Below are 23,566 nucleotides of genomic sequence, written 5' to 3'. Positions count from 1 at the left end.
TCCTCCGGTCGAGGACTTTCAGTCTGAGCCGAAGCGGGGATGAAAGCCCCCACCCAATATGCTCTCGAAGTGGAGCTTCTCGCCCGGGTGAGACAGCGGTCGAGGACTTCCAGTCCGAGTGCATATAAACCGAGTTCAAGCAAACAGGAGTCATCACGAATTTTGAGCCACAACAGCGTGAGTTAAACAGAGATGGTCATGCAAATTCTAGGGAGCCAAACCAGGGTGGTCCGAATTGCTCTAGTCTTATTCTAAATGATTGGTGACGATTAATCTCATTCGGGCAATAGCGAGCGATAAACCTTTGTTGGGAATAAGGCCTGACACCGTCAGCTGCGGGTGGTGATTCATTTATGGGGGTTATCGAAATTTAATTGTTTGTGTGGGTTACGAAAATTTTATTTTATTTGTTTGTTTTTTTGTGGAATTATGTAATAATGTTTGTCAATATATCTCATCGCCCCATCACTCGCAGTCCCTGCCATGTAGTCTATAGGTTAGCGGGGAGTATACCAAAGGATAAGCTGGTCGCATTACGTGAAAAGCGACATCGGGAGATACAGAAACTAGAGCGAAACTTGCTTGGCTATGATGTAAATCATGGTATGTTGAAAAGAAATAAAATCCTGAGAAATATTTATCAGGAATTAGGACGTCAATTGGACCAATTATTAAATTCTACGCACAAGGGTCCCCTGTATTTACAGCAGCCAACAATTCGAAGGGTAGTACTAGATTCCTGGAACTTTTTGGCTAGAGAAGGTTCAGTGGAGTTACTGGTCTGCTGTGTAATGGGTAACCATGTACATGTCTTATTGGATGTTCCCGCCAGTAAGGATCAAGTAGACCTGGGAAAAGTAATGCAACGGCACAAAAGTTATACGGCGCAGGTGGCTAATCAATTTTTAGGGCGTACCGGAAAGCCCTTCTGGGCCGCGAATTATTTTGATCGAGAAGTTCGTCCGCAAAAGCTGAATAGGGTGATATGGTATATCCTGAATAATCCCTGGAAAGCTGGATTAGTCAACAGTTGGAGAGAATGGCCGGGTATTTTCGTCCACGCAGACTATCGAGAACTGTTTTCTACCGACCAATGATTTTGGCCAGCACCACCGGTCGAGGACTTCCAGTCCGAGTCCGAAGTGGGGATGAAAGCCCCCACCCAATATGTTCTCGAAGCGGAGCTTTTCGAACGGACGGGTAATCGGTCGAGGACTTCCAGTCCGAGCCTAAGTGGGGATGAAAAACCCACCCGATATGTTCTCGGAGCGGAGCTTTTCGAACGGACGGGTAATCGGTCGAGGACTTCCAGTCCGAGCCGAAGCGGGGATAAAAACCGCACCCGATATGCTCTCGGCGCGGAGCTCCTCGACCGGGAGGCACCGGTCGAGGACTTCCAGTCCGAGCCGAAGCGGGGATAAAAACCGCACCCGATATGCTCTCGGAGCGGAGCTCCTCGACCGGGAGGCACCGGTCGAGGACTTCCAGTCCGAGCACATAACGACCGTAAAAACAACAGCGCCACCGAATTCTCCGGTGGCGCTGCCTCAAAAAAGTCTTATACGGGGGAATTTACCCCAGCTGCTTCGTGTAGTCATAGCCTTCCTTGGTACTGATCTTTTGCGCCAGCACACCGAGCAGGACGCCGTAGATCACCTTGGAAATGATGTCGGCGGCCGTGTAGGTCATCTGACGACCCACCACGCCGCTTTCGTTGAAGAGCAGGCCGTCTTCTCCCAGTCCACCGAGGTAGGGCATCAGGTAGGCGCCGGGGTAGAGAAACCAACTGATCAGAAAGATGATCCAGATGGTGGACAGTACCTTTTTACCGCTCTCCTCCAGCCCTTCTTTCCCTTCCTTGATGATTTTGTTCATCAGGTAGAGGACGTGAAAGAAGAAGACCGTAGAGATGGCGCCCCACACGAAGAAGGCCGTGAGGTTGGAGACTTCGTAATACTGGCCGATGTAGCCGGTTACGATCATACCTACGCCGGAGAACCAGAACTGGTTACGGACGCTGCTGAAACTGCTTTTGGTCAGGGTAATTACGAAGAGCATCTGAAAGAGCAGCATGGGGACGTCGATGAGCCAGTTCAGGTAGCGGTAACCGTTATTGAACAGGTCGCCACCGGCATTCAACAGATAGACACCGGCGTCGGCGTCGTAGACGAAGGAGCTTTTCCAGTTTTCGCTCTGGGAATAGAGCAGCAGACCGGCCGATACCATCACGACGACCGAAAGGATGTTGGACATCCGAAAACGGGGCGCTACGTACCGGAGGGTAAGGATGAAGTAGATCAGCGCGGCAAACATTACTGCATAGCCGAGGGTGAGCAGGTGGGCCACCATCTGATAGGCCATTTCGGAATAGCCGTCGGTGGCGCCAATGTAGTTTTCAAAGTTGGCGTTGCCTAGTTGTGGGGTCATAATGAATTCTTGGTTTACTAATGCATTTCTAAATGCATAATTCTACCGGGGACATCCGGTTCATGAAATTGTAATGTTATTGAGCGATCACCGCAGGTGCCAGGGTAATTTCTGAGGAGCAATACCCACTGGCTTGGCTACTTCGGACTACGCTGGCACCCGCACCTCGTTGCCCCACTTAATTCAGTAATCCCGATGAGCCTGACGGAGCAGGAGACCGTTGCCGGAAAACAATCCTCCCGGATAATTTTTACACCCCGGAAATCCAGGGGAATAACATTCTTCCTACCTTCGTGCTCTCTAAGCGCAATAACCAAATGGACGTAAAGAATAATATCCTCGAAACCATCGGAAACACCCCGCTGGTGGAACTGCACAAAGTGACCAGCGAGCTGCCTTGCCGGGTGTTGATGAAGGTCGAAACCTTCAACCCGGGGCATTCCATCAAGGACCGCATGGCCCTCAAAATGGTGGAAGATGCCGAGGCCGATGGGCGCCTCAAACCCGGAGGGACGATCATCGAGTGTACGTCCGGCAACACCGGCATGGGCCTCGCCCTGGCCGGTTGTGTGAAGGGATACCGCTGCATTTTTACCACCAGCGATAAGCAGAGTAAGGAGAAATTCGACATCCTCCGGGCCGTCGGGGCGGAGGTTATCGTCTGTCCCACCAACGTAGAACCTGATGACCCGCGGAGCTACTACTCCGTGGCCGAGCGCCTGAGCAAGGAAATTCCCAACAGCTACTGGTTCAACCAGTACGACAACCTGTCCAACCGACTGGCCCACTACGAAAGCACCGGTCCGGAAATCTGGAAGCAAACTGACGGCATGCTGACGCACATGATCGTGGGCGTGGGTACCGGGGGCACCATCTCCGGCACGGGCCGGTACCTGAAGGAGCAAAACCCCGACATCAAGGTCTGGGGTGTGGACACCTACGGCTCCGTCTTCAAGAAGTACCACGAAACCGGGGAGTTTGACGAAAAGGAAATTTACCCCTACATCACCGAAGGCATCGGGGAGGATATCCTGCCGAAGAACGTCGATTTTGACATCATCGACCACTTCGAAAAGGTGACCGATAAGGACGGTGCCGTCATGGCGCGCCGTCTGGCGCGTGAAGAAGGCCTCCTGCTCGGGTATTCCGCCGGGTCCGCCGTGGCCGGACTCCTCCAAATGAAGGACCAACTCACCGAAGATGACCTGGTGGTCGTCGTCATCCACGATCACGGCAGCCGCTACATCGGTAAACTCTACAACGACGACTGGATGCGGGATCGCGGCTTCCTGGAAGCCGAACTGCGCGTCCGGGACCTCATCAAAATGAAGGACAATACCCCCTTCAGTGGTGTCGAACATACCGCCACCGTTCGCCAGACCCTGAAGATGATGAAGGACCACGACTTCAGCCAGCTGCCGGTCATGGACGGCGAGGAGGTCGTGGGGGCCATCACCGAAACCGACGTCCTGAACCACCTGCTGGCCAACCCCATGGAGCACGCCGAACAAGCCGTGTCCGCCATTATGCGAGATCCCTTTCCCACCATCGACGGAGACTTGACCCTCTCCGAATTGAGTCGCCACATCAACAAGGAAAACCCCGCCGTCATTGCCATCGACCGCAGCGGTCGCCGCTACCTGCTGGCACAATATGACCTGCTGCAGGCGATCTAAGACGAGTAAAAGATGGGCGTTTAATCATCCATTGCCGGGGAGGTGTGCCTCCTGCGGCCCTGGAACCTTGTTGGCCAGGGCTTCTTCTCTCCGCTTTCCCCAACGGCTCCCTAAGCAACCAGCAACTAGCAAGCAGCAAAGAAACCCTCCTTGTCATTTGGAGTTTTCCTGAATATGTGTGTGCTTCGTGGAAAATTGACTCCCATGCGCACCATCTTCTTTCTCTGGTTGCTGTTATCGGCCGCGGCTTTGTCGGCACAGGCTGACGATGATCCCTGCCGCTTACAAATTGGCACCAACCTGGCCGGTCCGGCCGACTGGGGAAGTGAATGGCCCTTCGCGAACATCATGAAGTTCAGTCGGGAGTGGATCAGTCACAACGCCGAATGGATACCCGGAGGAGAAAATGCGTGGGATACCGACGTGATGGACCAGATCCCCCTCGGCGACCACGGTTACCCCCTGGCTTTACCCGTTAGCGGAATTGCCGGGACGGAGGGACCACAAATCGTGCGCACCGTATGGGCGAACACCGAGGCCCTACCCGCCGGGGAGTACGTTCTGCTCTACGATGGGAAAGGGGACCTTGACCTGTGGGGAGACGCCACGGTAACCGCACGCAGCGAAGGAAGGCTGGTTGTGGAGGTCCAACCCGATAGTGACATTATGGGACTAGAGCTCTACGCCTCCGAAGCCGGCGACCCCGTACGGAATATTCGCTTTCTGTTGCCCGGAACGGAGGCTACCCACGTTTCGAACCCCTGGTCGGGGGAATGGCTGGAAAAATTGACGCCCTTTAATAGCCTGCGCTTTATGGATTGGGGCTACACCAATGGCTCGGAATTGGCGCAGTGGGCGGATCGCCCGCAGGTGGATGACTACACCTACACCCAGGCCGGGGTACCCTACGAGTGGTGGATTGAGCTTTGTAACCTCCGCGCGTCAGACGCCTGGGTGTGCATTCCCCACCTGGCCGACGAGCAGTACATCCGTGAAATGGCCCGGCTTTTCCGCGACGAGCTGGATCCTTCCCTGACCATCCACGTAGAATACTCCAACGAAATCTGGAACTGGATTTTTGCCCAGACACATTACTGCAACGAGCAGGGAGATCAATCCGTTCCCTGGCCCGAGCGGATTGTGCCCTTCGTGCAAAATGCACTGGACATCTGGACCGAAGAGTTTGCCGGTCAGGAAGACCGTCTGGTGCGGGTGGTTGGTGTTCAGGGGGCGTGGCTGGACGTCAGCGAGCGCATTGTCTCCAACATGCGTCCGGGAAGTTTCGATGCCTTCGCCCCGGCCGCCTATTTCGGGTTTCCCGAAGGTGGGATCGAAGAACTCGAAAACCTGGGGGCGGGGGCCAGTGGTGAGGACGTCATCCGGCTGGCCCGGCAGGCCATCCGGGGAAGGTCTTTCGATTTTCTCCGGCAACAGCATGCTTCCCTTACCGAAGGAATGGGCATTCCGATGCTGTACTACGAGGGCGGGCAACACCTGACCCCGGAACCCTTCGGTAGTGAACAACCCTACGGCCCGGCCCTGGTGGAGGCACAATCCCTGCCCGGAATGTATGACCTGTACCGGGAGTGGTACGATAGCCTCCGCACGCTGATCCCTCAGGAAGAATCGGGCCTGCTGATGAATTTCTCCTTCATCGGGCCGACCAGCCCGCGGTACGGAAGTTGGGGACTGCTGACGAGCCAGTTCACGGAGGAGAGTGATTACGCGGAAGCCCCCAAATACCGGGCGATTCTGGACAATACGGAAGGCTGCAGCACCACGGTGAGAACCGAAAGTTTTATTGGCACCCAGGAGCTGGCCATAGAAGTTGTCGCGAACCCAAATAACGGCCGGTTTCGCGTTCTTCTCCCTGATGGTCAGTATGAGCTAAAAGTTTACGACACGCTGGGTCAGCAAATGCTACAACGCAGTGACTACCGTCCGGGCGATATTGTGGGGCGTGATTCGTGGCAACCCGGGATATACTTCCTGGTGGCCAGAAGTCAAAGTACGGGAGCTGCCGGGGCCGTGAGTTTCGTAGTCTCCAGATAGGCAGGGAAGCCTCTCTAGTCCACCGTCATTTCCATTTTGAAGCTGGCGCCCTGGACGACCAGTTTGACGAAGGAGTCAATGACGTCAATTTCCTGGTTGAAGTAGTGCCCGGCGAATTCGTGTCCTCCGCCGACGAAACTGCTGATGAGGTAGTTTTCTTCCATAGATGAAAGGTGATCGGCGATGGAGCGGGAACCGAACAGCATCAGCCAGCCCGAAGCGTTGGGTGGGCAGTAGTGGTGGGCGGCCGTGCCGTAGGGCACGACCGGGTCGCTGTCGCCGTGGAAGAGCATGGTGGGCAGGGCATTGTCTGCGGTGATCAGGTTGAGGTCCATGATGGCTCCGGCTCCGGAAATCACCCCGGCGTAGCGGAAATCCTGCGGGAGTTCATGTTGCAGGAGTTGCATTTGTTGGCGGTCCCAAAAGGCCGCGTGCAGCACGGTTTCTCCGCCGGCACTGGAGCCGGCGATGAAAATCTGGGACGGATCAATGCGGTAGGTTTCGGTCTTTCCGAGCAGGAAATTGGTGGCCAGCCAGGTCTGGTTGGCGGCAATCTGGATGGCCTTGATCTTCTCGGGTAGGATACCGTCGCAACTCCAATCCTGGGTGCGGCCCTTCATGTAAAGCGTATAGGAAATGGAGGCCACCGCAACGCCATTCTGGGCCAGGTACTGGCCAAGGTTTGCGCCACCCGAGCGGTTTCCCCCGGAGAATCCTCCTCCGTGTACGAATACGACCAGTGGGGTGGGGACATTGTCGGTATTCTGGGGTAGGTAGAGGTCCAACTCGAGGTCGCCGTCCGGTAGCTTGGCGTAGGTGAGTGTAATCGGTTCCTGAGCAAATAGTACGCAGGCGAAGAAGGCCAGGCACAGGGATAAGGTGAGTTGTTTCATGGTGGGGATTTGGGGAGAAATATAAGGTTTATCGTTGCGGTTGAAGGAAAGAGTTTGTGGCTCGGCCAGGTCATTTTATCTTGGCGCCAGGCGCGGGTGCAGTGCATCATTCAGGAGGCCGGCTTAACGGGTTAATTTGGCACCTGCGCTTGTCGCCCAAAGTAAGCCTTACTGCCCCGGAAAGATGCTTAATTCAATTTGATCATGTACAGTCCCGACCTTTTTAAAGATAAAGTAGTGCTCGTAACCGGCGGACGCAGTGGCATTGGCTACGGCATCGCGGAACATTTTCTGGAGCTTGGTGCCAGGCTTTTTATTTGTTCCCGCAAAGAAGAACCCCTGGCGGAAGCCGCCGCCAAACTGTCGCAACTGGGCCCCGTGGATTACCTGGCCTGTGACATCCGCAGCAGCGAACAGATCGCTGCGGTAGCGGACAAAATTGCCGGCACCTACGGCCGCCTCGATATCCTGGTTAACAATGCCGGAGGGCAGTTTCCCATGCTGGGAGAATACATGAGCGAAAAGGGCTGGAAGGCGGTCATTGACGTCAACCTGAACGGTACTTTTCTCATGACGCAGGCCATGGCGCAGCGGTTTTTTATCCCCCAAAAATCGGGCAATGTGGTCAATATTGTGGTTAACATGCACCGCGGTTTTCCCGGTATGGCCCATACCGGCGCGGCCCGGGCGGCGGTGGAAAATATGACCAAATCACTCGCGCAGGAATGGGCGCACTATAACCTCCGGATCAATTGCGTGGCCCCCGGAGTAATCGTTTCTTCCGGCCTGGACACCTACGATGATTCCATCAAGGCCATGCTGACGAACATCGAGGGCAATAACCTGATGGGCAGGCTGGGGACCATCCGTGACGTCTCCAACGTGGTTTGTTTTTACGCCAGTCCGCTGTCCGCCTACACTAGCGGCACCACCCTTTACGTAGACGGGATGGACCATCTGCACAACGACCGGATGGGGATGATCCGGGCGATGCGGGGGGAGTAGTTTAGTAGCGGGTAGCGGGGAGTGGACCATAGGCAGGGAAGGAGGTTCCCCACTTTGGCAACTGCTGGAGGGCGTAATGGGTATGGGGCCACTGACAGACGGATGTGGCGAAGAGAGGCCCCGCAATGTTGTGTAGTTGTCCTGAGTCCCTATTGTTTCAAGGCTTTTTCCAGGAAGCGTAATTTGTCTTGGTCCGGGAGCACCTTAGTGCGGGTTTTTTCATCGATTACCAGTACCCGTTCTTTTTTGGCGGTAAAGGGTGACCAGCGGGGGAGCCCCTTACCGTTGGGGTTTCCGGTGGTGGCAAAATTGACCCAGTAGGCGGACATATCCGTGGCGATCTTCTGGTCTACTGCTTCCCAGGGCCGGTCGAGGGTATGCAGGTTATCGTAGGCGTAGACGATTTCTCCAGAATGGAAGGCCCCGTAGGCGGTTTCGGGAGTATATGCGGGTAATCCCCGGTTGAAATTGTAGACGTACACTGGCGATTGTCCGTACTGGTCCTGAATTTTTGCCCAGGCGTACACCTGAACGCCGAAGGTCTGATCGCGTCCCAGATCGAAATGAGACTGGGCGGCCTCTTCTTCGGTACGGGCAGGATAGACGCTCAGGGCTTCTGAGGCGAGCTCGCCAAAACGGTCGTTCAGGTTGGCCCGGAATTCCGTGGCTGGCGGTGGGCCACCGATCATTACCCGATCGTCTTTGTTCCAGCCGATCAGGAGTGGTACGTCATGGTGTTGGCCGTTGCGGTAGATTTCGGCGTTCAGAGCGGGAAGGACATGGCCGTCAATGTTTGGACTAATTAGAGCGGCCCGATCCATCAGTAAATCTTCGGCCTTTTTTGCGCGCAGTTCGGTGAGGTTTTCGCAGTTCATTCTGGACTGAAACTGCAAGCCAGCCTTCTCGGCATCCGACAGGGTAACGGGCGGGGTCAGGGCACTCGAGGCAAAGCTGCCACCACTCTGGGCAATTGCCCGGTGAAATAATCCGCTGGCCAGGGGAGAAGCGGTAAGGTAGCTTACCGCGAAGGCACCGGCTGATTGACCGGCGATGGTGACGTTGTCCGGGTCGCCGCCGAAGGCGGCGATGTTGTCCTGTACCCAGTGCAGGGCAGCGATCATGTCCAGGAGAGCGTAGTTGCCGGATACCCCATTGTCGGACTCCTTGCTTAACTCCGGATGGGCGAGAAAACCAAAGATGCCGACCCGGTAGTTGATGCTGACGAACACCACTCCCTTTTCCGCCATGGCCTCTCCGTCGTAGATGGGGCAGGCACTGCCGCCACTGCGAAATCCTCCGCCGTAAATGTACACGAATACGGGTCGTTGTTCTTCCGGCTTTTTGGCGCCGGTCCAAACGTTGAGGTACAGGCAGTCTTCACTGATCGGTTCTTCCGGAATCAGAAACTCCTGCGACCAGAAGAGGAAGGGGACGGGTTTGGCCTGCATGGGGCTCGGTCCCCAGCTGTCGCAGGGCCGGATCCCTTCCCATGCCGTTGGCGGTTGGGGTGCGCGCCAGCGCAGGTGGCCTACGGGGGGAGCGGCAAAGGGAATGCCCCGGAAAACCTGGAGGCCGGATTCCGTTTGGGTCCCCTGGACTTTTCCGTAGTCCGTGGACACAATCGGCGTTTGGGCCGTAAGGAATAGCGGCCACACGAGCAGGCTAAGGAGGAAGGTTTTCATGGTGGAGTTATTGAGCTGAAAAGTCGAGGTAATGGTCAAAGAAGGGGAGCATTTGATTTGGAACTCGTCCATCTTTTGTGAAGATTCCGCTTACGTGGGTGCCAATGTATTCTTCGGCAAAATGGGTGATGCCAACGTTCTCAAGTCGCTGACTGAACATTTCGCATTGTATGGTGAAGCGATCACCGGCATTTCTCCCCCAGTCCAGTTTGATGGCCCGCAACTGCCTCAGGTTGTCTAGGTAGTCATCAATCATGTAGAGGGGCATATTTTTATACCATTTTTGAAGTACATCTTCTTTGACGACAAGTTCTTCATTGTGGTATGCAAAGGGAATGTCGCAATAAAACGGCGGCTTGTCAGGATTGGGAGACCATGATTTAGCAAAGGCAACAATAACCTTTGGGAAGTAAGTCTCAGAGAGTTGTTTGGTTGACGTTACTTTACTCAGTTCGCGGTAAGTGTTGCTGTTCGGCCCGTATTCACGGGCGATTGCCAAAGCTCCCGGGCTTAACGCATAGACCGAACTGAAGATATCCGGGTGCCGCATGGCGATCTTAAGCGCACCGTAGCCTCCCATACTGTGCCCGGTAATGCCACGGCTGTTTCGGTTGGGAATGGTACGATAGTTTTTATCCATGTGTTCAACCAGATCGAATACCGTAAAATCTTCCCAATTACCGAATAAACCAGAATTGCTGTAGAAGCTTCCGTCGTAGGTAGTGCGCTGATCCGATACTACTAAGATAAACGGGCGAATTCGGTGATTGGCAATGGCAAAGTCCAGTACTTCTACCATTTCCGGCCACAATTCATGATTGTTCAAAAAGCCATGGAGATAATAAATAACTGGATAGGAGTCGGTACCTCCTTCATAACCCGGAGGTAAGTAAACCGAAAGAGCGCGAGTGGGGTGTTCGCCATAGTCATTTTCCAGGTGAGCCGAATAGAGAGAGTCGACGATCACCGTCCCCTTGGGGACTTGTGCATTGATAAACGCTACTACTCCACACAGGGTAATCATGATGAGGTAGCGAGCTGATGTTGCGCATAGTTTGTTCATTGCTCAGTCATTTACATTCAGTTTCATGTCTAACAGGGTTGATGATAGTGTTTTACCGTGCTTGTCTAAAGCTAAAGAGCGGGTTACTCCTCCGGCCAAAGCGTTATAGAGAACAAAATTAAGTGCTCCTAATTGCGGTAATGCGTAGCGTAAAACCTCTCCTTCCACGATTTCTGACAGATAGTCTTTGACTTTTTCAGCAGTTAACTCGCGCTCCAGTAGCGAAAAGTTGGTTTTATCGTAGGCAATCACCGAGATGTTGGCAATATTTCCCTTATCACCGGTGCGGGAATGGGCGAGCGATTTTAAGGTAAGATGAGGGCTTGGGATTAAGGGTTGGACCTTACTGATGGTACTGGTGTTCGGTAACGGTGGATGATCCTCTTTTGCGGTAGTAGCGATAAGGTGTCCTTCAGGTGAAGTGGTTTGGTTTTGTCCACGTTCAATTGATACGCTGGGCTTCACCAGATTGGCGTCCAGTAATACCGATTGAATGGCAATCACCTCCTGAACTGTTTTTATTGCTCCTCCACCTCCAGCGGGGCCGTTAGTATAAAGGGCCTCTACTTCCCACCCAACCCGTTTGGCGGACGAACGATCCGCGGTTTTAGCAGCCACCCGTATACGGACTTCGGCAGGTTCACCGCTGGATAGGGCACCGCCGTAGAGGTGGTTGTACCCGATGATTTCAAACCGGCAATCGGTATAAGAGTTACCTGACATTCGAAGTCTCTCGCGCACTATATCAAGTGCCAGCTGAGCACGATTCATGGCACCGCTCCCCCCATAGCTGATTTGTCCCTCTCCAATGTAGCCTTCCTGATAACCAACGGATACTTTTAATTGCCCCGTAGGCGCCCTTCCCGTTGCGCCACGAACGAGGATCTTATTCTTTTGAACTTCCTCAAAGTGTACCTTCGAAAAGTCTGCTACCACATCAGGAGTGAGGTAGGTGGCGGGATCATGGATTTCGTAAAGCAGCTGTTCAACGCAACTTTTGATGGTTACCTGCCCACCGGTATCAGGAAGCTTACTTATGAAAAAGGAACCGTCCGGTGTAATTTCCGCAATTGGGAAGCCCAGGCGCGCTAAATCCTTTACGTCCTTATATCCTGGGTCGGCGAAATAGCCACCGGTGACCTGTCCGGCGCACTCCATTAAATGCCCGAGGGTGGTTCCCTTGCCCAGTAGGTCATAGTCATTCATCGACCAACCAAATTCAAAAATCATGGGGGCAAGGAATAGCGCTGGGTCAGCCACTCTGCCCGTCAGGATTACGTCCGCTCCCTGATGTAGGGCATCCACTATCCCTTCCACACCAAGGTAGGCGTTGGCTGAGATCATTTGTGACCGGATTGAGTCTACGGTTTGGTCGCTTTCCAAAAAGGCGTAGTTGTCCCGCTGAAGAAACTCAAGCACATCATCACCACCTACGGCCGCGACTTTTATCGATCCAAGCCCCAATTCTTCGGCGATCTGTAGCGTTCGCCTGGCCGCGGCTAATGGGTTGGCGGCTCCCATGTTACTGATAACCCGTATGCCTTTTGCCTGACAGGTGGGGAGGCAAGCTCGCATTCGGTCTTCTAGCAGCGCGTCGTACCCTCCTTCGGGGTCCTGCAACTTGCTGAGTTGTGCCAGGGCAATAGTTCGTTCGGCGAGACATTCAAAGACCAGATAATCAATTTTGCCCCGTAGCGCAAGGTCTCTGGCGGGTTCGATACGGTCTCCCGAATATCCGGCTCCTCCTCCGATTCTGATGCTATTTTTCATCCTACATGGGGTTTACAAAGGGATTACGCCGATCAGTATTGCGATCAACGTCATTACCAGGGATGTCAAAAACGCGTAACCGAAAGTATAGCGCTGGTGATCGGCTAGGTCTACTTTAGCCAGGCCAATTAAAAGGAAGGTTGAGGCGGTCAGGGGGCTGACGGGAAAACCAGTGGTCATTTGTCCCATCAGGGCAGCATGACCCATCGTGGCGGGGGGAATGCCGAATTCAATGCCCGTTTGTGCCAGCACGGGCAACAGGCCGAAGTAAAAAGAGTTAGGATCGAAGGCAAAACTGAGTGGCATACTACAGACCGCCAGCATCGTCGGTAAGTGTGACCCTGCCTCCCGGGGAATCCATTGAGTCGCTTGTTCGGCCATCGCCGTAAGCATGCCGGATTCTTTCATGATTCCCGTGAATACGCCGGCCGCAAGTAAAATTGCCGCCATAAGTATAGCTGCCTGAGCATGCGCCATAATGCGATTCTTTTGCTCAGTTTGGTTGGGGTAGTTAAGTAAAAGAGCGGTGATGAACCCGAGCATAAATACGAGTGCTGGGGGAATCCATCCAGTGATTAATATGACCAGTACTGCCACTGCCAGCAGCGCATTGAACCATAACATACCAGGACGGCGAAGGGCAGCGGTTTCTTCGTCAATTGTCCGGTAAATGTGCTCAGTATCCGGAAGTGCATTTTCCATGCCTGTGGTATGCCCCAGACGTTTAGCCTCCCGACGGCCGAGCCACCAGGCAACTCCTAGGACAAACAACAGGCCACCAAGCTGAGGGATTAATAGTGGAGCATACAACTCATTAACGGACACCTCCAGGGCGGTTGCTGCCCGTAAGGTAGGGCCACCCCAAGGCACCATGTTCATGGTGCCCGCCGCCAACGATACAATACAAGCGAGTACCCGACGGTCCATATTTAGTTCCTCATACAAAGGAAGTAGAGCTGGGATGGTAATTAAGAAGGTCGTTGCCCCCGAACCGTCAAAATGAACCGTCATGGCCAGCAGGGCCGTGCCCAAGGTGATCCATGCCGGATTTTTTCCCACCCGTCCTAGTATCCCCCGGATTATGGGGTCGAATAATCCTGTGTCCTTTAGTAAACTGAAAAACAGAATGGCAAAAACAAACATTGCCACTACGGGAGCAATACTCTGAATTCCGGCTACGGCGAAGGTGAACGTGTCACTGCCATAACCCGACAGGAGGGCTCCTCCCACGGGAACCAGAATCAAGGCTGCCAGCGCGCTCATCCTCTTACTGAGAATCAGGAACAGTAGAACGAGGATAATGAACAAACCACTTAAAAACATGGACTCATCTGTTTTGGGGGATGTGCTTTCTACTTTAAGAGCAGTAGCTTTTCTGGATAAGAAGTTTTGATTTTGGAAAATGTCCTGAAGTCCTTCAAAAATGGGATTATACTCGCCGCCATTTTTCATGGATTTTACAAGAATTCTCAGGCTACGAGTGCTAAGTTTACGACTATCAATTGAAGATATTTAATCCGAAAATCTTTTGGGTCCAACTCAGGAGCTCCGTTTTGGCACCTAATTACCAGACTCCAGGAGTCATATTGTGGGAGTATTTTTTTTACAAAATAGACTTCCAGTAACCATCAGACGTCATCACCAAAATGCACATCCGCTCTCCCCATCTTGATTCCGCCGAAGTCTCCTGGTTCGCCCCCATCTGTGACGGAGACGATCGCTTTCTTGGGCGTCGGGATCCTTTTTATCGTAGCAGTTATCGTAATGCTGCGCAAATTGCCCGTACGGCGGATGAATTGGGCTTTCGGAATATGCTTCTTCCCAGTAGCTATCAGGTAGGCCAGGATACCCTGACGTTTGCCGCTGCTCTGGCCCCACAGTTGCGACAAATGAATCTCCTGACGGCCATTCGGTGCGGCGAGGTCCATCCCCCCATGTTGGCGCGGGCCCTGGCGACCCTGGACCATATACTACTCGGAAAGCTGACGGTCAACATTATCTCCTCCAACCTCCCAGGGACCGAGATGGAAAGCGCCGCCCGATATCAGCGAAGCCGTGAAGTCATTGAGATACTAAAACAGTGCTGGACGCAGGATCACCTGAAGTTTAGGGGGGAATATTACGATCTTGACCTGCCAACCGCCCCCGTGAAGCCCTACCAGCAAAATGGTGGACCTCTCCTGTACTTCGGTGGCTACTCGCCACCGGGGGTAGAACTGTGCGCCGAACACTGCGACGTGTACCTGATGTGGCCCGAAACGGAAGCTCGCCTCCGGGAACTGATGGAGAATATGAGTGATCAGGCGGATCGCCGCTTCCAGCGAACGGTGGATTTTGGGTTGCGGGTGCACGTGATTGTCCGGGAAACCGAAGATGAAGCAAGACAGGCGGCCCGAAATCTGATGTCTCACCTTGATGCGGAACAAGGGGAGGAAATACGCAATCGGGCCCTGGATGCCCAAAGCTACGGGGTCTCCCGGCAGGCGGAAATGAGAAACCAAAGTGATTTGGAAGGCTTCGTGGAAGACCATCTCTGGACGGGTATCGGGCGGGCACGCTCCGGGTGCGGAGCGGCAATCGTCGGGGACCCCGATCAGGTGTACGAAAAATTAATGCGGTATCATGCTATGGGGATTAGGTCCTTCATTCTGTCGGGGTATCCTCACCTGGAAGAATGTGACCTGTTTGGCCGCTACGTTTTGCCGCGGTTAAAAACCTGTTCTTTACCGGAGGAGATGGGACGACGCCCAGCTGAAGTACCCCAGACGCCACTGGCGGCGGGGCCTAGATTTTAGCACGGCAAGATTCCGCTAACTACGGAGCGTTTTTTAATGGACCAAACCGAAGCATCATGAGCGAAATCGTCACCTTCCTGATTGGAGGACTGGTCCTCTTCCTGTTCGCCATTACCCAGCTCTCTGAGGTCCTTAAAGGTGTTTTTACGGACGGGGCAAAGTCCATCATTAAAAGATATACCTCCAATATCTTCTCCGCAATCTTCATCGGGGCAATCCTTACGGTACTGCTGGACTCTTCTTCCGCGGTAATTATCCTCGTCATTGTCTTTATCAACGCCCGGACCCTCACCTTCCGACAGGCCATTGGGCTGATCATGGGGGCGAACATCGGGACCACCTTCTCCAGCCAGATCATCGCCCTTTCCGTCGGTAAATATTCCATCGTCCCCCTGCTGATTGGTTTTGCGATGATGATTTTTTTGAAGAGCGACCGCTGGAAATCCTACGGCAGAGTGTTGCTGTATTTCGGAATGCTTTTTTTCGGTTTGTTCATCATCGAGCAATCGGTGTTGCCCCTGAAGGAAAGCGAAATTTTTGCGCAGTGGATCAGCCGCGTAGAAGATGATGCCCTCCATGGGGCGCTGATCGGGGGATTAATCACGCTGATTATTCAATCCTCCAGTGGAACGGTCGGTATGGCTATTGTCCTTGGAAAGCAGCAAATGCTTTCGGCGGCTGGGGGTATTGCCATCATGCTGGGGGCCGAGCTGGGCACTTGCTCAGACACCCTGCTGGCAACCATCAACGGCAGCCGTCAGGCCCTCAAGGCGGGCTTGTTTCACGTCTTCTTCAACCTGATGACCATCATGGTGGGCCTACTATTATTTACGCCCTTCGTGGACTTGATCGAGCGTATATCGGCCAGCGAGGATATTGGAAGCATGATCGCCAACGCGCACATGCTCTTTAATATCCTGGGCGTCCTGATTTTCCTACCCTTTGTCCACTGGACGGAGATGGCACTCAATGCGCTGCTTCCCGACCGAAAGAATGGAGAAGCCCAGGGGAAGTAGGTTGGGGCATTTTTTATTCTGAACTTTCAGAAAAAATTGAAAGTTTGCAATAAAGCTCCTATCTTTGGGGTGACCCAATTGACCTCAAGCATGACCCAGCCCACCTTTCTATACGATGATGCCTGCCCGATGTGTCGGGTGTATACTGGTGCATTCAAGCGTTGTGGATGGAGCGACCGGACGCCCTTCAGCGCCATTGACGAAGAGATACTTCCCCGCATTGATCTGGACCGCGGTCGTCACGAAATCCCTCTGGTGGACGTGCGGAGCGGGGAAGTTCTCTACGGTTTGGACGCCATGACTACCGTTCTGTCCAGGGCCATGCCTCGCTTACGGCCCATTTTTCGAAGCCCCGTATTGCTCGCCATCCTAAAGCCCCTTTACTGGTTGATCACCTACAACCGGCGCATCATCGCCGGTACCCGGGCTCCGGAAAATGGGTATGATTGTGCCCCGGATGTCCACCGGGGGTGGAGACTGATGTGGATTGCATTGGCCATAATTTTTGCCACCTTACTGGGTATCCCCGGGGGGTGGACACTTTTCGGGGTCTTCTTTATTGGTGCCTGGCTAATCTCTAGAGCCGACCGCCTGGATTCTCTCGGACATTTAGCTACGACAATCCTCCTGGCTTCCTGCCTGAGTTCCTGGATGCCCGGAAAGGTGACCATTCTCGTTTTTTGGGCAGTGTTGGTCGGGGAATTGTGGCGACGGTTAGGGTGAGCAATGATTTTTGTGTTGGCAAAAATCGACAGAGTCTACATGTAGACTCTGTCGACGGAATTTGGAAAAATTTGAGCCAAACAATGGTATTTTACCCTTCGGTCAAATCAATACCGCACCCCGCCGTCCAAAATCCGGATAATCTCACTGTACAGGGCGTGCTTGGAAATGTCGTCCGGATTTCCGTCCACCCCCTGCCGGACGATGACCATGTCCCACGCGGGAATGATCAGGCACACGTTATGGTTGAGTCCGCTCGTAAAGGCCCCGGCAACCGGAGCATCGGTGCCCTCGTTGATCACCCACCAGTTATATCCGTAGATGCCCCGGCCGTCGGTGGATTGCCGGTCGGTATCGGCCAGCGCCAGGGAGGTGGGAACTTGATTGGCGGTGGCTTCCGCCACCCATCCTTCGGGAAGTATTCGTTGGCCGTTCCAGACTCCGTCGTTCAGAAACAGCAGGCCGAAGCGCGCCTGATCCAGGGCGCACATCTTGAGCCCCGTTCCCCCGAAGTTGATGGGCGTCCCGTCCGGTAGCGCCTCCTCGTACCACCAGCTCCAGTCTTCGATGCCGATGGGGTAGAGCAGGGTTTCGGCTAGGTAGTTCTCCAGCGAGACTTCGCTGACCTTGGTCAGAGCCCGCCCGAGCATGATCATGGCCTCGTCCCAGTAGGCAAAGGCCGTCCCCGGCTCAAAGAGTGGTGCTGCTGGCGTGAATGGCGTTGCGGACCAGTCTTCACTGACGTCACCCGGCCAGCGAGTACTGCCCCGGGCGTTGTACCCGCTGGTCATGGTCAGAAAGTGACGGTAGGTGGCGTTGGGGTACTGTTCCGCCAGCAGGGGCTCGTGGACCGCCACGGGCTGGTCCAGGTCAAGGAGGCCTTCGGCCGCCATGAGGCCGGCCGCCGTACTGACGAAGGACTTCGTACACGACCAGATGTCGTGGACTTTCGCCAGGCTGTCCCCCGACCAGATGACCCGACCGTGCCGCACGATCATGGTCTCTTCCAGTCCGTCTTCCTTACAGTATTGGGATAAATACTCCAGCGCCGCCATCAATGAATCGGGGGTAACCCCGAGGGATTCCGGACTGGCGTTGACCCAACCGGTATCCGGAAATACGGTGGTGGGAGCTTCGTAGGGAAGATCTTTGGGGAAAGTCTCACCGGGCGGCGGCGGACTCTGCCGACAGCTAGGTAACAGCAGCCCCATGAGGCAAAGCAATAGGCAGTAGCGTTTCATGGTAATCCTTTTCTGGCTCTTTCACGATAAAGATAAGGGCCCTGGCTCCTTGAGCAATTTAACCCGGCACCTGCGCTTCGTCGCATTCACCCTTAAATCTATGATCCCGACGTGCTTTGCGTATCTCGGGAGCGTTACCTGATCTTCCCAAATCGCTCTGGAAGACCATTACTTTTCCCCTGCCCGAAACAACGAAGCACCACCGCCCCGCAGGACGATGGTGCTTCGTACAGTAAGTATCCTACCGCAATTAAGCGGCGGCCAGCTGGGCCTCGATCTTCTCAACGAGGGCCTGCTTGGTCGTAACGCCAACGTGCTTATCCACCACTTCCCCGTCTTTGAGGATCAGGATGGTGGGGATCGAACGGACGCCGTACTTAAAGCTCAACTCGGAATTTTCGTCTACGTCAACCTTCGCAACGAGGGCCTTTCCGTCATATTCTTGAGAAAGCTCCTCAATAACGGGACCAATCATGCGGCAGGGACCACACCATTCCGCCCAAAAGTCAACGACGGCAATTCCTTTTTTATCCAGTACGTTTTCCTGGAAGTTGGCATCTGTCAGTTCGAAAGCCATTAGTATTGTATTTTTTCAGGTTCTCTGTGCGAATTGCACGATGGTAAAACGTCTTCGTATAGTGAAGGTTGACGCAAAGGTAAAATCCCGTATCGAAGTGACGCAAAACGACACCAATTTCCTCAAACTGGCCCTCCAGCGAACCGGCGGGAGCTTGTTCGTCCTGGCGCTGGTCCTGATCCTCCGCTTTTCGCTCCCGGCGGAGGCCATCGAAACGATGTACAGTCGCAACGTCTTCCCCTTTTTTCGGGCGATCTGGGACCACACCATCGCGCGCCTGCCCATTCCGCTGTTCTACGTATTCTGGGGCCTAGTTCTGGTCGTCGTGGTTCGGAAATGGGGGGCGTGGCGCCGGATGGTCCCCCGCCCGGGCTGGGGGCAGTCGGTCCTCCTGGGTGGCCTGTGGTTCATCCGTGCGGCCAGCACGCTGGTGGCCTTTTTCCTCCTCTTCTGGGGGATTAATTACGGCCGCCTACCGGTGGAAGAAACCATGGAGTTTGCTCCCTATTCCCCCTCGCTGGAGGAGCTCCGCGAACGGGTGTATTCCGGAGGAGAACGATTGGCCGATCTGCGGCAACGGGTCAGCCCGGATACCCTGGCCCTCAGCGCCAAAGATTTTCCGGCGGATCTGGAAGGTGCCGTACGCCCCCTCGTGGCCCGGGCACTGGAAGACCACGGTATTCCCGCCGGCGGGCGCCCCCGGGCCCGGCGACTGCTTCCCCGTGGCATCCTCCTGCGACTAAGCACCGCCGGCGTCTACTGGCCCTGGGCCGGAGAGGGTAATCTGGATGCGGGCCTCCACCCCCTGCAGGAACCCGCCGTGATGGCGCACGAACTGTCCCACGCCTACGGTTTTGGCGGAGAAGGTACCTGCTCCTTTCTGGCCTGGCTGGCCGGTCAACGCGCCACCGATCCTGCCCTGCAATACGCTTTTGAATTGGCCCACTGGCGCCGCCTGGCGGGTAGGCTCCGCTACGCGGATCCCGAAGGATACCTCGCCTGGCGACGGACGTCCCTGTACTCCGGCATCCGGAATGACCTTCAGGCGATTTACGAAAACGGGGAAAAGTATCAGGACATCGCCCCGGCCGTCCGGAACGCCACCTACAATGCCTACCTGAAGGCCCAGGGCATTCACGAAGGCATGCTCAATTACGGGCGGGTCGTCCAACTGGTCGAAGGCTACCGAAAGACCTACCCCGAGTAGGGGCTTGTCCGGGCTTGATCACCCGATAAATAATCCAGCAGTGCTCCGTACACGGTGCTCTGTCGCAGGATGTGGGGGCAGCCCACCAGCACGAGGTGTTCGCGGGCCCGCGTCATGGCTACGTTCAGCTTACGGTCCACGCCCTCCTCGCTGATCTGGGAAAGCATCTGAATCTGCTTGTCCTCGTTGGTGCAAAGGGAAATCAGGATAATTCGCTTGGCGCCGCCCTGATAGCGTTCCACGGTATCCACCGTAAAGTCGTCGGGCGACTGTCCGGCCTTAACCAGCCGTTGACGAATGTGGGCGATCTGGGCACGGTAGGGCGTGATGATGCCGATGTCCCCCGGTCGGATGGGCCGGTCGCTGCCGGCGTACAGTGCTTCGAAGGCCCCAATGAGGTCCACCATCAGCGCGGCTTCGTGATCGTTTACTTTGGGGTCGCCGGTAAGGAGGTCCGGTTCGGTCTCGAGGAAGAGCAGTCGTTGGTCGCTGATTTTTTGGACTAAGGGGGGCGCGGACGCGGGTGCCGGGGGCAGTGGCAGGAGCTGTGTTTTTCGGTGGGCAATGCTTTCCGGAAGAATGTCCAGCTGATGGTCGTAGAAGTGGGTGGCGGGAAAGTCCATGATGTCGGCGTGCATCCGCCCCTGGTGGCTCAACTGGTCGTAGGCCCAGTGCCATTCCCGTTCCTGGGCCGTGCGGTAAAGCCGCTCGAACAGGCTGGTGCTGAGGTGCTGAAGGCCCAGCTTACGGAGTCCCTGGTCGTACACCCGGCTGTCTTCTTCGCGCTGCTGCACCACGGCGGGTAATTGACGGTGGTCCCCGATCAGCAGGCTACGGGGGGCGCGGGGCAACAGCCCCGCCAGCAACGGTTCCAGAATCTGACTGGCCTCGTCGACGATGATGCGATCAAATTGCTTGAGGGTAAACAGGGCTTCCTTGCCACCCACACTGGCAACCGTACCCACCACGACCCGTCGCTGACGAATCAAATCCGTAAGGGCACTACGCGTATTGACGCGGCTACTCTGAATCTGCAGTAGCCGCTCTTCAAACTGCGGGGCCACGCCGTAGCGACTGCCAATGCGCAGGTAATCCGTGTAGGGGCTCCCGTCGGGTCCGGTAATGCGTTCAATCGACTCGCAGATTTCGTCCACCGCCCGGTTGGTGTAGGCCACGAGCAGCAGATGCTCCTCGGTATGCTCCAGCAGGTACCGTACCAGATGGTGCAGCATCTGACTCGTTTTTCCCGTTCCCGGCGGACCCCAGAGCAAAAAGTAATCCGGCGCCGTAATGATGCGCTGCAGAATCCGGTTCTGCTGGTCCGTCAGGCCCGGATCAATTTGGTGGGCAAGGGGAGCGGCTTCTCCGGGGGGATCTAGTCCCAGCCACTGCCGCCGCCGCGGCGGCGGACTGTCCGCCCAGACCATCATGCCCTGGTAGTGGTTGCGGAAACTGCTGTCCAGGACGTCCTTTTCAATACTCCAGTACCGCGACCGGTGGAAGACGGCATCACTGAGCTGGTGGCTGCGCAGCCGAAGCTGCACGGCGTCGGGCCGCAGGGAAATCAGGGTGGATTTCAGGATTTGGGAGCGAATCGGATCGCGGGGGGAGGCTTCCCGTCCCGAAGTTCCGTAAAGGGCAATGATGTCTCCCTGCCGAAACTTGACCAGCCGGTCATCATCCGCCGGCCGTTTCAGATTGAGGGTCGCAGTATCCTGGTCGTAGGACGAGAACGTCAGACCGTCGAGGATCTCAAAGCGCTCGGTTTTCTGCTCCCGCTCGTCCAGCCAGAGGCTGGCCAGGCCATTGATGCCCTCCAGTCGTTGTTCGCCGGTTTTGGCCAGTTTTTGCTCTCGGGCCACGAAGCCCAAAAAGGCCCCGAAATAGCATTGCTCCACCGGCGTCAGCTGGGAAAAAACCTCCAGTGTTTTTTGGTGGTCCCGCTTGCTGAAACTGCCCAGGCCGGGAATGTGATCGGGATTTAACCGACTCATCAGTTGACCGATCTCTTCGCGGAGATTGCCGTTGGGGTCGGTACCCAGCTGAGTGAGCAAAAACTCCACCCCGATCAACTGGTTTCGGGCGGCCACGGCTTCCAGCATCTGGTTTCGCTCGGGTGGAGCGTACTTCAGTCCGGCCTCGTAATCATTGCTGTACAGGATGTAGCTCCGTACGTTGGCGTCGGCCCCCAGCGCCTGGTTGATCATCAGGTCATAAAGGAGCGTCTGGATGTAGTTGGTTTGGTTGATGCCAAACTTGTTGGGCTTCCAGTACTTGCTGGTTTTTAACTCAACGATGGTCGTTGGGTCATTGGGGCCGGGCGCCGCCTGCAGTAGGTCCAGCCGCCCCTGAACGCCGTATTCCGGACTGAGGAAGGTCGGTTCCAGTAGGATGGAGGCCCGATCGAGGTTGATGGCCGCCATATCCTGCCGGACGAATTTCTGGAGAGTAACGTAATGGTGCTTTAGTTGCTCAATGAGCTGTTTGATTTCCCGGTCGTCGAACAGGCAGAGCGCCAGAGGCTGGGTTTGGAAGATGTTCCGTAGCAGCTCCTTGAAGTCGGTTTCGGGGTCCTCCACCAGTCGGTCCAGAAAGTAGTTGACCAGGTTTCCCCGAAGCAGGGGGATGGTCTGGCGGTAGGGCAGCAGCTTTTTGGTCAGGCTGCTCCAGGGCTGGTAGCTTTTTACCCCGTCAAAGCTTTCCGCAACGGCCGTTACGTCGATCAGGTAATCGGGCTCGACTACGATTTGGTCCGGATAGAGAAAACCATCGTCCCGCAACTCGGCAGAAATGAGGTTGAGCAGGACCGGCATACCGCTAACCTTGCGGATGATGGCAATGGCCTGGGCCACCAGCGGATTGGGGACGGTCTCCCGCGCAAAGGGAATGGCGTAGACTTGTTCGGCCCGGACTTCTTCCCGGACGTACAGCAGGGCCTCTTCTTCGTCTTCTTCCACGGCGATCACCCGCAGGGAGGGAAATCGCTCCCTGACCTCGGGTGCCCGGTAGGGAAAGGGGTAGGGGAGGGTCAGCAGTTCCACCCGGTTGTCCGGGACTGCTCCTCCGAACACGTATCGGATCAATTCGGTGGCCAGCTTGTAGCCGGTGAAGAGTTGCCGCTCAAGCTCCTCCTCGTTCAGGCCATCTATTTTCCTCCTGCGGAAGTGGCGCTCCTGAAAGATGTGCTGGTGGGGAATGCCAAACTTATGGGCCGAATAACTGATCCGGGCGAAATTCGTGCTGAAGTGAAGGCGCTCGTTGGCAGTGGCCTGCTCAAAGATTTCCAGGACTAACCGACGCAGGGCATGGCCCCGGGCCACGGGGGACATACTTCCGTCCTCCGCAATGCGATCAAGCTGCCGGTAAAAGTACTTGCGGAAGGCGTCGTTCCTCTGGGAATCTGTCATTACAGGCGAAGGTAAAACCCAGAACCCATTTG

Annotated in this window: 16 protein-coding genes and 1 pseudogene; 8 read left to right on the top strand and 9 right to left on the bottom strand. The window is 55.3% G+C overall.

Translation table 11 applies throughout. The annotated features are described in order from the left end of the window. Positions 1–605: 605 nt before the first annotated feature. Complete coding sequence (locus tag E1J53_RS10545; RefSeq protein WP_216650036.1) at positions 606–1,097, top strand: transposase; 492 nt, start codon at positions 606–608, stop codon at positions 1,095–1,097. A gap of 475 nt (positions 1,098–1,572) precedes the next feature. On the opposite strand, the gene E1J53_RS10540 is transcribed toward E1J53_RS10545, so the two are convergent. Beyond that, complete coding sequence (locus E1J53_RS10540; protein ID WP_134270482.1) at positions 1,573–2,427, bottom strand: bacteriorhodopsin; 855 nt, start codon at positions 2,425–2,427, stop codon at positions 1,573–1,575. Between the two features lie 317 nt (positions 2,428–2,744). Between E1J53_RS10540 and E1J53_RS10535 the strand changes: the two genes are divergently transcribed. Both E1J53_RS10535 and E1J53_RS10530 read left to right on the top strand, forming a co-directional pair. After that, the gene (locus E1J53_RS10535; protein ID WP_134270481.1) at positions 2,745–4,103 is read left to right on the top strand and encodes a pyridoxal-phosphate dependent enzyme; all 1,359 of its coding nucleotides are present in this window, start codon (positions 2,745–2,747) and stop codon (positions 4,101–4,103) included. 204 nt (positions 4,104–4,307) lie between these two features. Further along, complete coding sequence (locus E1J53_RS10530) at positions 4,308–6,155, top strand: T9SS type A sorting domain-containing protein (RefSeq protein ID WP_134270480.1); 1,848 nt, start codon at positions 4,308–4,310, stop codon at positions 6,153–6,155. Positions 6,156–6,169: 14 nt separating this feature from the next. Here E1J53_RS10530 and E1J53_RS10525 read toward each other — a convergent pair whose 3' ends face one another. Beyond that, the gene (locus E1J53_RS10525; protein ID WP_134270479.1) at positions 6,170–7,048 is read right to left on the bottom strand and encodes an alpha/beta hydrolase; all 879 of its coding nucleotides are present in this window, start codon (positions 7,046–7,048) and stop codon (positions 6,170–6,172) included. 204 nt (positions 7,049–7,252) lie between these two features. On the opposite strand from E1J53_RS10525, the gene E1J53_RS10520 reads away from it, so the two are divergent. Further along, the gene (locus tag E1J53_RS10520) at positions 7,253–8,053 is read left to right on the top strand and encodes an SDR family oxidoreductase (protein ID WP_134270478.1); all 801 of its coding nucleotides are present in this window, start codon (positions 7,253–7,255) and stop codon (positions 8,051–8,053) included. A gap of 149 nt (positions 8,054–8,202) precedes the next feature. Here the strand turns inward: E1J53_RS10520 and E1J53_RS10515 are convergent, their stop codons facing one another. From E1J53_RS10515 to E1J53_RS10500, 4 genes and pseudogenes are all read right to left on the bottom strand, one after another. Beyond that, positions 8,203–9,735 carry a carboxylesterase/lipase family protein gene (locus E1J53_RS10515; protein WP_134270477.1) on the bottom strand — a complete coding sequence of 511 codons (1,533 nt, stop codon included), beginning with the start codon at positions 9,733–9,735 and terminating at the stop codon, positions 8,203–8,205. Between the two features lie 7 nt (positions 9,736–9,742). Next, positions 9,743–10,798: an alpha/beta hydrolase family protein gene (locus E1J53_RS10510; protein ID WP_216650035.1), complete on the bottom strand. Its 1,056-nt coding sequence runs from the start codon at positions 10,796–10,798 to the stop codon at positions 9,743–9,745. A gap of 477 nt (positions 10,799–11,275) precedes the next feature. Next, positions 11,276–12,568 (bottom strand): annotated as a pseudogene (locus E1J53_RS10505) (acyclic terpene utilization AtuA family protein); the annotation flags it as partial. Between the two features lie 12 nt (positions 12,569–12,580). After that, a complete protein-coding gene (locus E1J53_RS10500) occupies positions 12,581–14,020 on the bottom strand; it encodes a CitMHS family transporter (protein WP_216650034.1) in 1,440 nt (479 codons plus the stop codon). Between the two features lie 185 nt (positions 14,021–14,205). On the opposite strand from E1J53_RS10500, the gene E1J53_RS10495 reads away from it, so the two are divergent. The 3 genes from E1J53_RS10495 to E1J53_RS10485 all read left to right on the top strand — a co-directional run bounded on the left by E1J53_RS10495 (position 14,206) and on the right by E1J53_RS10485 (position 17,102). Further along, a complete protein-coding gene (locus tag E1J53_RS10495; protein ID WP_134270475.1) occupies positions 14,206–15,363 on the top strand; it encodes an LLM class flavin-dependent oxidoreductase in 1,158 nt (385 codons plus the stop codon). 56 nt (positions 15,364–15,419) lie between these two features. Then, on the top strand, positions 15,420–16,379 hold the full coding sequence (locus tag E1J53_RS10490) for a Na/Pi cotransporter family protein (RefSeq protein WP_134270474.1): 960 nt from the start codon (positions 15,420–15,422) through the stop codon (positions 16,377–16,379). Positions 16,380–16,469: 90 nt separating this feature from the next. Beyond that, complete coding sequence (locus tag E1J53_RS10485) at positions 16,470–17,102, top strand: DCC1-like thiol-disulfide oxidoreductase family protein (RefSeq protein WP_134270473.1); 633 nt, start codon at positions 16,470–16,472, stop codon at positions 17,100–17,102. A gap of 107 nt (positions 17,103–17,209) precedes the next feature. Here E1J53_RS10485 and E1J53_RS10480 read toward each other — a convergent pair whose 3' ends face one another. Next, positions 17,210–18,343, bottom strand: a complete 1,134-nt coding sequence (locus E1J53_RS10480) for a serine hydrolase (RefSeq protein WP_134270472.1) — start codon at positions 18,341–18,343, stop codon at positions 17,210–17,212. Between the two features lie 250 nt (positions 18,344–18,593). Then, positions 18,594–18,920 (bottom strand): thioredoxin, encoded by a 327-nt coding sequence (trxA, locus tag E1J53_RS10475; RefSeq protein ID WP_134270471.1) that lies wholly within the window; start codon positions 18,918–18,920, stop codon positions 18,594–18,596. Between the two features lie 97 nt (positions 18,921–19,017). Between trxA and E1J53_RS10470 the strand changes: the two genes are divergently transcribed. Next, complete coding sequence (locus tag E1J53_RS10470; RefSeq protein WP_216650033.1) at positions 19,018–20,127, top strand: DUF3810 family protein; 1,110 nt, start codon at positions 19,018–19,020, stop codon at positions 20,125–20,127. Here E1J53_RS10470 and E1J53_RS10465 read toward each other — a convergent pair. Continuing rightward, positions 20,115–23,534 carry an AAA domain-containing protein gene (locus E1J53_RS10465; protein ID WP_173021435.1) on the bottom strand — a complete coding sequence of 1,140 codons (3,420 nt, stop codon included), beginning with the start codon at positions 23,532–23,534 and terminating at the stop codon, positions 20,115–20,117. The two genes, E1J53_RS10470 and E1J53_RS10465, sit on opposite strands and share 13 nt — an antisense overlap. Positions 23,535–23,566 lie beyond the last annotated feature (32 nt).

The sequence above is a fragment of the Lewinella sp. W8 genome, assembly GCF_004375085.3.
GTDB lineage: Bacteria > Bacteroidota > Bacteroidia > Chitinophagales > Saprospiraceae > Neolewinella.
This window is presented reverse-complemented; position numbering and strand designations above follow the sequence as displayed.